We start from the raw sequence: 14,056 nt of genomic DNA, 5'->3' as shown, positions 1-14,056 counted from the left end.
GCGAAACGGTCAGAAGACAGGGGTCCACGAGCATCCTCGTACCCACAAAGCCCCTCTGCCCCTCGCGCCCCACGGGGAACAGGCCATGTTTTGGAACGCGGCCCGGTCTGAGGACAGGGTATCGGTGGACCGGAGTGGTGCCGTTCCGCCGTTTTGCTCAATCGCGAGCGCTTCTTTCCCGGTCGTTGCCACATCTCAAGAAGATCGTGGCGCGGCGGGCCGGCGGCAGTGCCGTACGGCTCGCGCGGGGGTGGCGCAGGTCCCCGCGCCCAGGGACCTTCGCCCAGGGCAGCCGGCGGATCGACGGGGTCAGGGATCGCCCTGATGCGCCCCGGCCGCCCGGACCGTACGCTGGCCCTGGCCGGGGAGGGAGTCCATGGCGGGGGCGGGTGTGATCGACGAGTACGTCGCGGCGCTGCGGTGTGCGCTGCGCGGGCCGTACGGCGCGCGGCGCGACCTGCTGGCCGAGGCGCGCGACGGCCTGCTGGACGCCGCCGAGGCGTACGAGGCCGGGGGCCTGCCCCGGGCCGAGGCCGAGCGGCGGGCGATCGCCGACTTCGGCACGGTGGACGAGATCGCGCCCGGTTTCCAGCGGGAGCTCGCGGTGAGCCAGGGCAGGCGCACGGCGGCGCTGCTGTTCCTGAGCGTGCCGCTGACCGCGTTCCTGTGGGCGGTGATCTGGCGCGTCTTCCCCGAGGCCGCGCGGATCGAGCAGGTCAAGCCGGACTGGTTCGGGTTCCTGGCCAAGGCGGTCGACCTGCTGCAGCTCGGCGTGGGAGTCGTGGGCGGGCTCACGCTGCTCGCGCTCGGCCGCGGCCTGCGGCGGATCCGCCGCCCCGCGCTGGTCACCCGGCGGCTGGGACTGTTCGTCTGGGTGCAGACGCCGCTGGTCGCGGCGATGGGCCTGACGCTCGCGGCGGCCGCCCGGGGCCCGGTGGGGTTCACGACCTACCCGCCGGGGGTGGCCGTGTCCGCCCTCAGTTATCTGCTCGCCGGATCCGCGCTGTTCAGCGCGGCCCGCTGCCTGCGCTGCACCACGGCGGTCGCCGCGCCCGGGGAGACGCCCGGGGAGACGAGGCCTAGCGGAGGGGATCGAGAACGCTTCCTATCGCGCTGGTGAACGACCGCCAGGCCGACCGCTCCCCCGCGAGCGCTCGGCGCCCCAGGTCGGTGAGCCGGTAGGTCCGCCGCCTGCGCCCGCCGTCGGCGGCCCACTCCCCGGCGAGCAGCCCGGCCCGCTCCAGGCGCCGCAGCGCGGGATAGACCGTCCCGGTGGGCACGTCGAGCGCGCCGCCGCTGCGCTCGCGCAGCGCCTCGATGATCGCGTAGCCGTGCAGCGGCTCGCGCTCCAGCACGGAGAGCAGCAGGGCGTCCATGTGGCCCCGGAGCGCGTCGGCGTTCACGATCGCAGCCTATCCAGGTTCGTCACGCCCCCAGTCTATATGTAGGCTGTCTATATGTAGGCTGCCTACGCTTCCCCCCTGGGAGAATCATGGATGTCGTCGACCTCGCCCGGCTGCAGTTCGCCGTGACGGGAAATCTCCATTTCCTGTTCGTCGTGCTGACACTCGGGCTGGCCCCCCTGGTGGCGATCATGCACACCCGCCTCGCCATCACCGGAAACCCCCTGTACGAGCGGATGACCCGCTTCTGGGGACAGATCTATGTGATCAACTACGCGCTCGGCATCTTCACGGGCCTGGTGATGGAGTTCCAGTTCGGCCTGAACTGGAGCGGGCTGACGTCCTACGCGGGTGACGTGTTCGGCACGCCGCTCGCCCTGGAGACGCTGCTCGCGTTCTTCCTGGAATCCACGTTCCTGGGGTTGTGGATCTTCGGGTGGCACCGCCTGCCGCGCCGGCTCCACGTGGCCTGCATCTGGCTGGTGACGCTGACGGCGTACGCCTCCGCCCTGTTCATCATGGTCGCCAACTCGTTCCTGCAGCACCCGGCGGCCGCGGTGGAGGAGGGCGGGCGGCTGGTGCTGCGCAACTTCGGCGCGCTGTTCACCAATCCCAGCCTCGTCGCCGCCCTCCCCCACGTGCTGGGCGCGGGAGTGTGGGCCGGCGGGTCCGTCGTGATGGGCGCCAGCGCCTACCACCTGTTCCGGCGCACCGCCGAACGGGAGTTCTTCACGCGCTCGCTGCGCATCGGCGTGCTCGCCGTGGTCGTCGGGTCGTTCGTCACGGTCTGGTTCGGCTACACCCAGTTCGACAAGGTGGCCTCCATCCAGCCCGACAAGTTCAAGGGCGTGGTTCCGGCGTTGGGAATCGCCCTGATGATGGGCCTCGGCCAGCTGGTCCTGCTGGTCGTGTGGTGCCTGGCGCCGCTGCTGTTCCGCGATCTGCTGGCCCGCTGGCGCTGGACGCACCCGGTGCTGATGATCATCGCCCCGGCCCCGTTCGGCCTGGTGATCGCCGGCTGGCTCACCCGCGAGGTGGGCCGCCAGCCCTGGCTGGTGTACGGCAAGCTCTCGGTCGCCGACGCTCTCACCCCCGGGCTGACCCCGGCGGCGATCACGGCCTCCTTCGCCGCCTTCGTCGGCGTGCTCGGGCTGCTCGCCGTCGTGGACTGGACCCTGATCATCCGCGCCGTACGGCGGGGTCCCGGGGAGGTCGCCCTCGGCGCGCCCGACCAGTCCGCCGACCCCGCTCCCACCCCCGCCCACTCGTTCTGAGGACCCCGCATGGAGATTGTCTGGTTCACGACGTTCGCCGTCCTGCTGGCCGGTTACTTCGCCCTGGAGGGCTTCGATATCGGCCTCGGGGTGCTGCTGCCCGTTCTCGGGCGCTCCCCCGCCGCGCGGGACCGTCTCGTCGGCGCGATGGCCCCGTTCGTGCTCGCCAACGAGGTGTGGCTGCTCGCGCTCGCCGGAGTGCTGTTCGGTGCGTTCCCGGCACTGGAGGGCACGGTCCTGAGCGGCCTCTATCCCCTGGTCGTCGTCGTGCTGCTGGCCTGGATCGTGCGCGACGCCGGGCTGTGGTTCCGGCGCAGGGCCGGCGGCGCGCGCTGGCGGCTGGTGTGGGACGGCGCGGTGTGCGCGGGCTCCGCCGGGCTGGCCCTCGGCTGGGGCGCGGCGCTGACGGCCGTCGCACGCGGACTGCCCGACTCGCCCCTCGACCCGCTCGGCCTGGCGGGAGGCGTCGCACTGCTGGCGCTGCTCGCCTGGCACGGGCGGACGTTCGCGGCCTGGCGGCTCGACGGCGCCCGGGGCGGCGCGCTGCTGCTGTCGGCCTGCGCCGCCGCGCTCCCCGCCGTACTGGTCGTGGCGGGAGCGGCCGGGCGGATGCTCGGCGACGCCGCCCCGGATCAGACACTGACGGTGCTGGGTGTCATGGTGGTGCCGTTCGTCCCGTTCCTCGTGGGCGCGCAAGTATGGGTGTGGCGCACCTTCTCGAAGGGCGCCCTGCCGACGTTCTTCTAGGGCCGACGTTCTTCTAGGCCGATGTTCTTCTGGATGGGTGACCGTTGCACAAGGATCTCCTGCGACTGGCCCGCGCCGAGCGGAGCGTCCGCCGCCACCTCGCCTGCTGCCTGGCGGCGGCGGTGGCGGCCGGCCTGCTCGTGCTCGTGCAGGCGGAACTGCTCGCCGGGGTGCTGTCGGGCCGCTTCGCCGTCGCCGCGCTGTTCCCCCTGGCGCTGGTGGTCGCGGCGCGCGGGCTGTTCGGCTGGGCACAGGGGGTTCTCGCGGGCCGGGCGGCCACCGCGCTGAAGTCGGCCCTGCGGCGGCTGCTGCTGGGACGCGTCGACGATCTCGGGCCGTCGTACCGGTCGGGTGAGGTGGTGACGCTCGCGGGGCGGGGGCTCGACGCGCTCGATCCGTACCTGACGGGCTATCTCCCGTCGGCCGCCGTGGCCGGGGTCGTGCCGTTCGCGGTCGTGGTGCGGCTGTTCGCCGCCGATCTCGCCACTGCGGTGATCGTGGTGCTCACGCTGCCGCTGATCCCGGTCTTCGGGGCGCTCGTCGGCTGGACCACCAGGGCGGTGACCGAACGCCAGTGGCGTGCCCTGGCCCGCCTCGGCGGACACTTCCTCGACGTGGTGCGCGGCCTGCCGACGCTGCGGGCCTTCGGCCGGGCCCGCTACCAGGCGTCGGTGATCCGCGAGGTGGCCGAGGCGCACCGCGCCGCGACCATGCGCACGCTGCGGGTGGCCTTCCTGTCGTCGCTGGTGCTCGAACTCGTGGCCTCGCTGTCGCTCGCCCTGGTGGCGGTGCCCGTTGGCCTGCGGCTGCTGTCGGGCTCGCTCGACCTGCACACGGCGTTGCTCGTGCTGCTGCTGGCGCCGGAGGCGTACCTGCCGCTGCGGGCGATGGGCACCCGGTTCCACGCCGCGATGGAGGGCGTCGCCGCCGCCGACGAGGCGTTCGCCGTCATCACGCCCCCCGCGACGACCGGCGAGACCGACGAAACCGGCCGCGAAACCAGCCGCGACACCAGCCCCGGAACCGGTCGCGAAGCCGTACGGGAGGACGCGCCTGCCCGAACACCCCCGGCGCCGGTGGAACACTCCGCGCCGCAGCGAAACCGGGCGGAACGCGCCGCGTCCGCCGGGACGACGCGGGCGAGGGGTGCCGCTCCGCCCGGCGGGCCCGAGCCCCCGGAGATCCGGCTGGAGAACGTCACCGTGCGCTATCCGGGGCGGGCCGAGGCGGCGCTCGACCGGGTCACGCTGGTGGTCGAGCCGGGCGAGCGGGTGGCGATCGCGGGCCCGAGCGGCGCGGGGAAGAGCACCCTGCTGCACCTGCTGCTCGGCTTCGTGACCCCCGACGAGGGTCGGGTGCTCGTCGGAGGGGAGGACCTCGCGAGCCTCGACCTCGGCGAGTGGCGGCGGCGGCTCGCGTTCGTGCCGCAGCGCCCGCACCTGTTCGCGACGTCGGTGGCCCGCAACATCGCGCTCGGCTCGGCCGCCACGGCCGGGGAGATCCGGGCCGCGGCCGAGGCGGCCCAGGTGGCGGAGTTCGCCGAGGCCCTGCCCCAGGGGTACGACACCCCGCTCGGCGAGCGGGGGGCGAACCTGTCGGCGGGCCAGCGCCAGCGGGTCGCGCTGGCCCGGGCCTTCTGCCGCGCCGGGACCGAGGTGCTGCTGCTGGACGAGCCCACGGCCCGGCTCGACGGCAGGAGCGAGGCGGCCGTCGTGGCGGCCACGCGAGGGCTGGCGCGGGACCGAACGGCGATCATCGTCGCGCACCGCCCCGCGATGATCGAGCTTGCCGACCGGGTCGTCCGCCTCGACGGCGGCGCCCTCGTCACCCCCGCCGGCGAGCCCGCGTACGACGGACGGGAGAACGGCCCGCGCGAGGCACGGGAGGACGGCCCGCGCGGCGAGGCCGCCCTCGCCCGTCCGCGTGCGGGACGCGACCGGGCCGGGCACAGGACCGGCGGCCCAGGGGACGTGCGGGGACCGGTGGATCGAGGCGAGGGCGAGGAGGCGGGATGAGCCGCACGAAGACACCCGGCCCCTCACCGCTCTCCGTGGTCGCAGTCGCCGGGACGCGGCGGCGGCTTGTGCTCGCCGCGCTGGCCGGGTCGGCCGCCGACCTCGCGGGGGTGGCGCTCATCGCGTCGGCCGCCTGGCTGATCACCAGGGCGGCCGAGCAGCCGCCGCTGGCGGCGCTGTCGGTCGCCATCGTGGCGGTGCGGGCGTTCGCCACCACCCGGGGGATCTTCCGCTACGGCGAGCGGCTGGCCGGGCACGACGTCGCGCTGCGGGCCCAGGCGGGCACCCGCGAACGTCTCTACCGGGCGCTGATCCCCGCCGGGCCGCTGCCGCAGCGCGGCGCCGACCTGCTCAGCCGCATGGTGGACGACACCGACGCCGTGCAGGACCTGCTCGTGCGGTGCCTGCTCCCGGCCGTCGCGGCCCTGGTCACCGGGCTCACCGCCGTCGTGATCGCGGGCTTCCTGCTGCCGGTCGCCGTGCCGGTGCTCGCCGCCGGCCTGCTCGCCGCCGGATTGGCCCTGCCGGCCGGCACGGCCGCCGCCGCCCGGCGCTGGTCGGCGCGGATCGCCCCGGCCCGCGCCGACCTCGCCGCCCGGGTGGCCGACCTGGTTCACGGCGCGGCCGACCTCGCGGCGTACGGCGCGCGGGACGAGGCCCTGTCGGCCGCGATGGACGCCGACAGCCGGCTCGCCCGCCTGGAGCGGGGCCAGGCCCGGATCAACGCCGCGGCGCTCGGCATCGGCGTGCTGGCCCAGGGGCTGACGGTCGCGGCGGTGGTCTGGGTGGCCCAGGGCGCCGGGCTGGACCGGGTCGCGACGGCCGTGCTCGCCCTGACCTCGCTGGTGGCCTTCGAGCCCGCGCTCGCGCTGGGCGCGGCGGGTGAGCGGTTCGCGGCGGTGCTCGCGGCGCTGCGCCGGCTGCGGGAGACGGCCGCCACGCCCCCGGCGGTCCGCGAGCCGGACGAGCCGGCGCCGCCCCCGGAGCCGCCGCTGACGGTCGAGGTGGAGGACCTGGTGGTGCGGCACGGCGGGCGCGAGCCCGCGCTGAACGGCGTGAGCCTGACGTTGACGCCGGGCCGCCGGGTCGCGGTGGTCGGGCCGAGCGGCGCCGGGAAGAGCACGCTGCTGTCCGCGCTGATGCGCACGGTGGAGATCCAGTCGGGGACGATCCGCCTCAACGGGACGGACGTGCGCCGCCTGTCGTCCGACGACGTGCGGGCCCGCGTCACCGGCCTCACCCAGGACCCGTACGTGTTCCAGGCCTCGTTCCTGGACAACCTGCGCCTCGCCGGGCCGCGCGCCTCGACCGGCGAGATCGAGGCGGCCGTACGGCGGGCCCGCCTGGACGCGTGGGCGGGACGCACCGGGTGGGATACGGTGCTCGGCGAAGACGGCCGCACGGTCTCCGGCGGCCAGTTGCAGCGGCTCGCGCTGGCCCGGGCCCTGCTGTACGACCCGCCCGTGCTCCTGCTGGACGAACCGGCCGAGGCGCTGGACGAGGAGACGGCCGACCTGCTGACGGCCGACCTGCTGGACGCCACCCGGGGCCGCACCACGCTGCTGGTCACCCACCGGCTGCGCGGCCTGGAGCAGGTCGACGAGATCGTGGTGCTGGAGGGCGGCCGGGTCACCCAGCGCGGCTCCCACGCCGACCTCGTCGGCGTGCCCGGCTACTACCGCGACCTGTGGGAGTCGGAGGCGCTGACCCGGCGCCACGCCTGAACGCCGTCACAGGCGCGCGGCACCAGGACCGAACGCCACCCCACCACCGGGACGCCGTGGGGACCGCCGAGGACACCGGCCTGGCGCCACGCCGGAACGCCGATCGCCGGCGGGCCATCCCCCCGGAGGCCCGCCGGCGACGATCGTGCACGCCGTCAGTTCGTCGGCGCCTGCTCGGCGAGCGCGGTGGTGATGGTGCTCTCCTTGCCGTCGCGGGTGAAGGTGACGGTCACCTTGTCGCCGGGGCGGGAGCTGCGGATGACGCCGACGAGCGCCTCCGCGCTGTCCACCATCTTGTCGTTGATCTTGGTGATCAGGTCGCCCTCCTTGAGGCCGGCCTTCTCCGCGGGGCTGCCCGCCGTGATCGAGCTGACCACCGCGCCGGGCGCGCCGCCGACCGAGTCGGCCACGCTCACGCCGAAGAACGCGTGGGTCGCCTTGCCCGTCTTGATCAGCTGCTCGGAGACCAGCTTCGCGGTGTTGATGGGGATCGCGAAGCCGACGCCGATGTTGCCGGAACTGGAGCCCGAGGTGGCGATCGCGGTGTTGACGCCGACGACCTCGCCGGCCGCGTTGACCAGCGCGCCGCCCGAGTTGCCGGGGTTGATGGCGGCGTCCGTCTGGATCATGCCGCCGATCGTGGTGCCCTGGCTCTGCTGCTGCGGTTCCTGCTGTCCCATTCCCCAGGGGAGCTGCGGCTGCTGCTGCTCCTCCGGGCTCTCGGTCAGGGTGCGGTCGAGCGCGCTCACGATGCCGGAGGTGACCGAACCCTCCAGACCGAGGGGGCTGCCGATCGCGAGCACCGCGTCGCCGACCTGGAGCTTGTCGCTGTCGCCGAGCGAGGCGGGGGTGAGCCCGGAGACGCCCTGCGCCTGGATGACCGCGAGGTCGGTGGTGGGGTCGGTGCCCTTGACGACGGCGTCCGCCGTCTTGCCGTCGCTGAACTTGACCCGCACCGTGCCGCCGCCCGCGCCGCCGGCCGTCACCACGTGGTTGTTGGTCAGGATCAGGCCGTCGGCGGACAGGATGACGCCGGAACCCTCGCCCCCGCCCGCGTTGGTCTTCACCTCGATCGACACGACCGAGGGCATGATCGCCTTGGCCACCGCCGCGATGGTGTTGCCGGAGGGGTTGGAGACCCCCCTGACCACCGGGCTCGCGATCACCGGCCGGTCGCCGTTCACACTGTTGGCGACGAGGGCCCCGGTGACCCCGCCGCCCAGCGCCACGGCCACGAGAGCGAGACCCGCGCCCGCCTTCTGGCGAGCGGTCAACGTGCCCTTCCGCACCGGAGGCGCCGGGAACTGCGCCGTGTCATAAGGACCGCCGCCGTACGAGCCGTACGACTGGTAGGCCCCGGTGTACTGCCCGTGCTGCGGCGGAGTGCTGCCGAACTGGCTCCAGCCGTGGCCGGGGAGCACATCGGTGTTCTCGTTGCCGGGAACGTGCTCAGGTGAGCTCATCGCCATCCCCCTCAATGGATCCGCCGGTTATCCCGGCTCTCCGCCGGTACAGGTAATACGATGGCGCATCGGCGATAAGGTCACGCTAAGCGATCAGCTGCAGGCTCCCCCAAGCGCCCTACGCGTACTTTATGCGAGGCCGCCCGATGCTCACGGCTCAGGCCGTACGCTGCCGGTATTCGTCCCTGAGCAGCCGCTTGTACAGCTTGCCGCTGGCGTGGCGGGGGAGTTCGTCGCGGAAGTCGACCGACTTCGGGCACTTGTAGTGCGCCAGGCGCTCCCGGCAGTAGGCGATGAGCTCCGCCTCCAGAGCGGGACCGGCCTCCGCCGGGTCGAGCGGCTGCACGACGGCCTTGACCTGCTCGCCCATCTCCGGGTCCGGCACCCCGAAGACGGCCACGTCGGCCACCTTGGGGTGCACCGCCAGCACGTTCTCCGCCTCCTGCGGGTAGATGTTCACACCGCCAGAGATGATCATGTACGAGCGCCGGTCGGTGAGGTAGAGGAACCCGTCCTCGTCCACGTATCCGATGTCTCCCAGCGTGGTCCAGCCGCGGCCTTGGGGGTCCCGCGCCGACGCGGTCTTCTCCGGGTCGCCGTGGTACTCGAACCGCGGCCCCTCGGAGAAGTAGACGATGCCGCGCTCACCCACCGGCAGTTCGCCGCCGTCCTCGTCGCAGACGTGGACGACCCCGAGCAGCGGGCGGCCGACCGTGCCCCGGTGGGCGAGCCAGTCCTCCGGCGAGGCGTACACGAAGCAGTTGCCCTCCGTGCCCGCGTAGTACTCGTGGATGATCGGGCCCCACCACTCCATCATCCGTTCCTTGACCTCGACGGGGCAGGGCGCGGCGGAGTGGACGGCGCAGCGCAGCGACGACAGGTCGTGGCGCTCGCGCGCCTCCGGCGGCAGCTTGAGCATCTTGACGAACATGGTGGGCACCCACTGGGCGTGGGTGACCCGGTGCCGCTCGACGAGCGCCAGCGCCTCCTCCGGGTCGAACCGCTCCATCACGACGACGGTCGCGCCGAGGCGCAGGAAGGTCAGGCAGTAGCGCAGCGGGGCGGCGTGGTAGAGCGGCGCGGGCGAGAGGTACACGCTGTCCGCCGCCGGCGCGAACATGTGCCCGATCAGCCGGAACAGGACCCCGGGAGCGTCCAGCGGCGCCAGGCTGAGCGGCGGTTTCACCCCCTTGGGCCGGCCGGTGGTGCCGGAGGAGTAGAGCATGTCGATGCCCTGGCACTCGTCCTCGACCGGCGTCGTGGGCTGCCCGGCCACGGCCTCCTCGTACGACGTGAAGCCCGGGGCGACGCCGTCGAGCATGAGCCGCATCTCGACGCGGGGCGTGGCCTCGGTGACGGCGCTCGCGACCTCGGCGAGCCGCGCCGAGGAGATGAAGACCCGTGCCCCGCAGTTGTCGACGATGTACGACAGTTCGTCCGCCTGGAGGTGGGAGTTGATCGCCGTGTAGTACAGCCCGGAGCGGTGCGCGGCCCACGCGATCACCAGGAAGAGCGGGTGGTTCTCCAGCATGAAGGCGACGTGGTCGCCGGAACGCAGGCCGGCGGCCCGCAGCAGGTGCGCGAGACGGTTGGACTCCTCGTCGAGCTCCCGGTAGGTGATCACACGGCCGGAGCCAGCCATGATCACCGCCGGCTTGTCCGGCGTCACCGCCGCGATCGCCCCAGGGTGCATGACCGAAAGCTACTCGCTCCGCCACCGGTGCGGTAGGCGCGAGTTCCCGATGGCGTCCGCTCAGCCCTCCAGTGTGCGGTAGGGGTCGCGCAGCGGCGTGACCCGCTCGGCGAACGCGGCCTTGATCTCCGTCATCCTCGGCCCCGGGGCGTAGAAGCGGCCCTTCGTCTCGCCGTACGGCTGGAGCCATCCGGTGGCCGTCAGCTCGCGCAGGTCGCGGGCGGCCTGGCCCTGGCTCAGCCCCTCGTCGGCCTGGTACATGCCGCGGCGCAGCCGCCGGGAGACGAACACCTGGTAGAGCGCCGAGACCGTGCGCGGGTTCAGGCCCTGCTCCCCGGTCCGCTCCTCCAGCAGCATCCACACCTCGCCGGCCTCCGCGAGCCGACGCCCCACCCGCTGGGCCTGCATGTGGTGGCAGCGCAGGACGAACCGCACCCACGGAAGAGTGTCCCCGTGCGGGCTCCACCGGCTGCGCCCGACCAGGCCGAGCACGTCGTAGTACTCGTAGGTGGTGCGGCCCTCGCCCAGCCACTCCTCGATCGAGGCGAACTCCGGCGTGGTGATCTGGTCGCGGCCGAGCACGAGCGTCTGCAGCGCCCGCGACCCGCGCCCGTTGCCGTCCCGCCACGGGTGGATCTTGACGAGGTTGAGGTGGGCCATCGCGGCGCGCACGTAGCCGGCGGCGCCGGGATCGCCCTCGTTGAGCCACTCGACCAGCTCCGCGAGCAGGCCGGGCACCTGCTCGTGGTCCGGGCCCTCGTAGACCACCTCGCCCGAGGCCGAGTTCCGCACGTAGATGCCGCCGGGCCGGACCGTGCCCGGGGCCTTGTTCATGTGGTGGCCGATCATCATGAAGTTCAGCGCGTGCAGCAGGCCGGCGTCGTAGCGGAAGGCCCACGCCCGCGAGAGGGTGCCGATGTAGGTGAGCGCCTGCTGGTATCCGGAGATTTCACGGGCGACGGCCGCCGGGGTCTCCAGGGGGTCCTCCCCCGACATGATCGACTCGATGTCCTCGACGCTGGCGTGGTAGCCCTCGATGGAGTTCGACCCCTGGATCGCCCGCGCCTGCAGCTGCCGCCGCAGCAGGCCGTCCCAGCGGTGCGCCTCGGCCAGCCGGTATTTCAGGTCGCGCCGCATCTCCTCGATCTCGGCGAGCACCTTCTCGTCCTCGGCCTCCAGCGCCGGTGTGCCGTACAACATGGGGCCATGAGAGCACGAACGAATCATCCGGTCAAGCGACCGGATGATTCGTCCATTTATGTCGGTTAGGCGACGGCCTGCCGCGTGACCGTCGCGGGGGTCAGCGCCAGGTCGAGGACCTCACGGACGTCGCTCACCGCGTGGACGGTGAGGTCGGCCAGCACCTCGGCCGGCACATCGTCCAGGTCGGGCTCGTTGCGCGCGGGGATGAGCACGGTGGTGACCCCGGCCCGGTGGGCGGCCAGCAGCTTCTGCTTGACCCCGCCGATCGGCAGCACCCGGCCGGTCAGGGACACCTCACCGGTCATCGCCACGTCGCCGCGGACCGGACGGCCCGACAGCAGGGAGGCCAGGGCCGTGGTCATCGTGACGCCCGCCGACGGGCCGTCCTTCGGGACCGCGCCCGCGGGCACGTGGATGTGCACCGACCGGTCCCGGAGCGACCCGACCGGCAGCTCCAGCTCCGCGCCGCGCGACCGCAGGAAGGACAGCGCGATCTGCGCCGACTCCTTCATCACGTCGCCGAGCTGCCCGGTGAGCGTGACGCCGGTCGCCCCGGTCTCCGGGTCGGCCAGCGACGCCTCGACGTAGAGGACGTCGCCGCCCGCGCCGGTCACCGCGAGGCCCGTGGCCACGCCCGGCACCGCCGTACGCTGGCGGGCCTCCGGCAGGGACGACTCGGGCACGTGCCGCGGCCGGCCCAGGTAGGCGACCAGGTCGCCGGGGGCGACCGTCACCGGCAGCTCCGTCTCGCCGAGGGCGACCTTCGCCGTCACCCGGCGCAGGACGCGGGCGATCGACCGCTCCAGCGAGCGGACGCCGGCCTCGCGGGTGTACTCGCCCGCCAGGCGGCGCAGCGCCGCCTCCTCGACCGTCACGTCGGCGGAGGTGAGGCCCGCCTTCTCCAGCTGACGCGGCAGCAGGTGGTCGCGGGCGATGGCGACCTTCTCGTCCTCGGTGTAGCCGTCCAGCGTGACGAGCTCCATCCGGTCGAGCAGCGGCCCGGGCACCTGCTCCAGGACATTGGCCGTCGCGAGGAACAGCACGTCGCTGAGGTCGAGCTCGACCTCCAGGTAGTGGTCGCGGAAGGTGTGGTTCTGCGCCGGGTCGAGCACCTCCAGCAGCGCCGCCGTGGGATCGCCCCGGTAGTCCGCGCCGACCTTGTCGATCTCGTCGAGCAGCACGACGGGGTTCATCGAGCCCGCCTCGCGGATCGCCCGGACGATGCGGCCCGGCAGCGCCCCGACGTACGTGCGCCGGTGGCCGCGGATCTCCGCCTCGTCGCGGACGCCGCCCAGCGCGACCCGGACGAACTTCCGCCCCATGGCGCGGGCGACCGACTCGCCGAGCGAGGTCTTGCCGACTCCGGGAGGGCCGGCCAGCGCGAGCACGGCGCCGCTGCGGCGCCCGCCGACCACGCCGAGCCCCTGGTCGGCCCGGCGCTTGCGGACCGCGAGGTACTCCACGATGCGGTCCTTCACGTCGTCGAGGCCGGTGTGGTCGGCGTCGAGCACCGCGCGGGCGCCCGCGATGTCGTAGGAGTCGGTCGTGTGGACGTTCCACGGGACGTCCAGCACCGTGTCGAGCCAGGTGCGGATCCAGCCGGTCTCGGGCGACTGGTCGGAGGTCCGCTCCAGCTTGGCGACCTCCTTGAGCGCCGCCTCCCTGACCTTCTCGGGCAGGCCGGCGGCCTCGATGCGGGCCCGGTAGTCCTCCTCCTCGTCGGAGGGGTCGCCGCTCAGCTCGCCCAGCTCCTTTCGTACGGCGGCGAGCTGCTGGCGCAGCAGGAACTCGCGCTGCTGCTTCTCCATGCCCTCCTGGACGTCCTTGCGGATGGTCTCCGCGACGTCCATCTCGGCGAGGTGGTCGCGGGCCCAGCCGACGAGCTTGTCGAGACGTTCCGCGGGGTCGGCGATCTCCAGCAGCAGCAGCTTCTGCTGGATGGTCAGCCAGGGGGCGTACCCCGAGCTGTCGGCGAGGACGGCGGGGTCGGTGATCTGGTTGACGGCGTCGACGACCTGCCACGCGCCCCGCTTCTGCAGGATCGTGGTGGTCAGGGCCTTGTACTCCTTGGCCAGCTCTCCGGCTCTCGGCCCCGCGGCGACCGGCTCCAGCACTGTCGCCTCGACCCACAGCGCGGCGCCGGGGCCGGTGGTGCCGGTGCCGACGCGCATGCGGTGCACGCCGCGCACGACGGCCGCGGGCTCGCCGCCCGGCAGCCGCCCGACCTGTTCCACGACGGCGCTCACCCCCACCGGGCCGTAGCGGCCGTCCACGCGGGGCACCAGCAGGACCGTGCTCTCTCCACCGGCCCGGGCGGCGTCGATGGCCGCGCGGACCTCCGAGTCCGACAGGTCGAAGGGAACGACCATGCCGGGCAGGACTACCTCGTCGTCGAGCGGGAGGACGGGAAGGACCTGGGACATCAGCACTCCAATGGGTTGAGTTATGCCGACTCAACTAACAGGAGCCCGCCCCTGTTCCCAGTTCTGCGTCAGTTCGCTGTGAGCGATCGTAATCGTGTAATCGCTGTTCGA

General features: G+C 73.3%; 10 protein-coding genes. 5 read left to right on the top strand and 5 right to left on the bottom strand.

The features are described 5' to 3' along the window. Nucleotides 1–376 precede the first annotated feature (376 nt). Complete coding sequence (locus tag Mam01_RS29270; RefSeq protein WP_204288432.1) at nt 377–1,120, top strand: permease prefix domain 1-containing protein; 744 nt, start codon at nt 377–379, stop codon at nt 1,118–1,120. On the opposite strand, the gene Mam01_RS29265 is transcribed toward Mam01_RS29270, so the two are convergent. Beyond that, a complete protein-coding gene (locus tag Mam01_RS29265; RefSeq protein WP_150934878.1) occupies nt 1,080–1,403 on the bottom strand; it encodes a PadR family transcriptional regulator in 324 nt (107 codons plus the stop codon). The two genes, Mam01_RS29270 and Mam01_RS29265, sit on opposite strands and share 41 nt — an antisense overlap. An 89-nt stretch (nt 1,404–1,492) precedes the next feature. On the opposite strand from Mam01_RS29265, the gene Mam01_RS29260 reads away from it, so the two are divergent. From Mam01_RS29260 to cydC, 4 genes are read left to right on the top strand one after another with little or no spacing between them, the layout of a single operon-like run. Next, a complete protein-coding gene (locus Mam01_RS29260; RefSeq protein ID WP_204288431.1) occupies nt 1,493–2,677 on the top strand; it encodes a cytochrome ubiquinol oxidase subunit I in 1,185 nt (394 codons plus the stop codon). 9 nt (nt 2,678–2,686) lie between these two features. Continuing rightward, nucleotides 2,687–3,424, top strand: a complete 738-nt coding sequence (locus Mam01_RS29255) for a cytochrome d ubiquinol oxidase subunit II (RefSeq protein WP_204288430.1) — start codon at nt 2,687–2,689, stop codon at nt 3,422–3,424. A gap of 44 nt (nt 3,425–3,468) precedes the next feature. Next, nucleotides 3,469–5,439: a thiol reductant ABC exporter subunit CydD gene (gene cydD / locus Mam01_RS29250; RefSeq protein ID WP_204288429.1), complete on the top strand. Its 1,971-nt coding sequence runs from the start codon at nt 3,469–3,471 to the stop codon at nt 5,437–5,439. After that, entirely contained in the window at nt 5,436–7,163 is a 1,728-nt protein-coding gene (gene cydC / locus Mam01_RS29245) for a thiol reductant ABC exporter subunit CydC (RefSeq protein ID WP_204288428.1), read from the top strand. The genes cydD and cydC overlap by 4 nt, the downstream gene beginning before the upstream one ends. Nucleotides 7,164–7,318: 155 nt before the next feature. Here cydC and Mam01_RS29240 read toward each other — a convergent pair whose 3' ends face one another. The 4 genes from Mam01_RS29240 to lon form a co-directional block, all read right to left on the bottom strand. Further along, complete coding sequence (locus tag Mam01_RS29240; RefSeq protein WP_204288427.1) at nt 7,319–8,626, bottom strand: S1C family serine protease; 1,308 nt, start codon at nt 8,624–8,626, stop codon at nt 7,319–7,321. Nucleotides 8,627–8,783: 157 nt separating this feature from the next. After that, the gene (locus tag Mam01_RS29235) at nt 8,784–10,319 is read right to left on the bottom strand and encodes an acyl-CoA synthetase (protein WP_204288426.1); all 1,536 of its coding nucleotides are present in this window, start codon (nt 10,317–10,319) and stop codon (nt 8,784–8,786) included. A gap of 60 nt (nt 10,320–10,379) precedes the next feature. Beyond that, the gene (locus Mam01_RS29230) at nt 10,380–11,519 is read right to left on the bottom strand and encodes a Fic family protein (protein WP_204288425.1); all 1,140 of its coding nucleotides are present in this window, start codon (nt 11,517–11,519) and stop codon (nt 10,380–10,382) included. A 65-nt stretch (nt 11,520–11,584) separates the two neighbouring features. Beyond that, the gene (gene lon / locus Mam01_RS29225) at nt 11,585–13,945 is read right to left on the bottom strand and encodes an endopeptidase La (RefSeq protein WP_204288424.1); all 2,361 of its coding nucleotides are present in this window, start codon (nt 13,943–13,945) and stop codon (nt 11,585–11,587) included. Between the last annotated feature and the right edge of the window lie 111 nt (nt 13,946–14,056).

Source organism: Microbispora amethystogenes, from assembly GCF_016863015.1.
In the GTDB taxonomy this organism is placed as follows: Bacteria; Actinomycetota; Actinomycetes; order Streptosporangiales; family Streptosporangiaceae; genus Microbispora; species Microbispora amethystogenes.
This window is presented reverse-complemented; position numbering and strand designations above follow the sequence as displayed.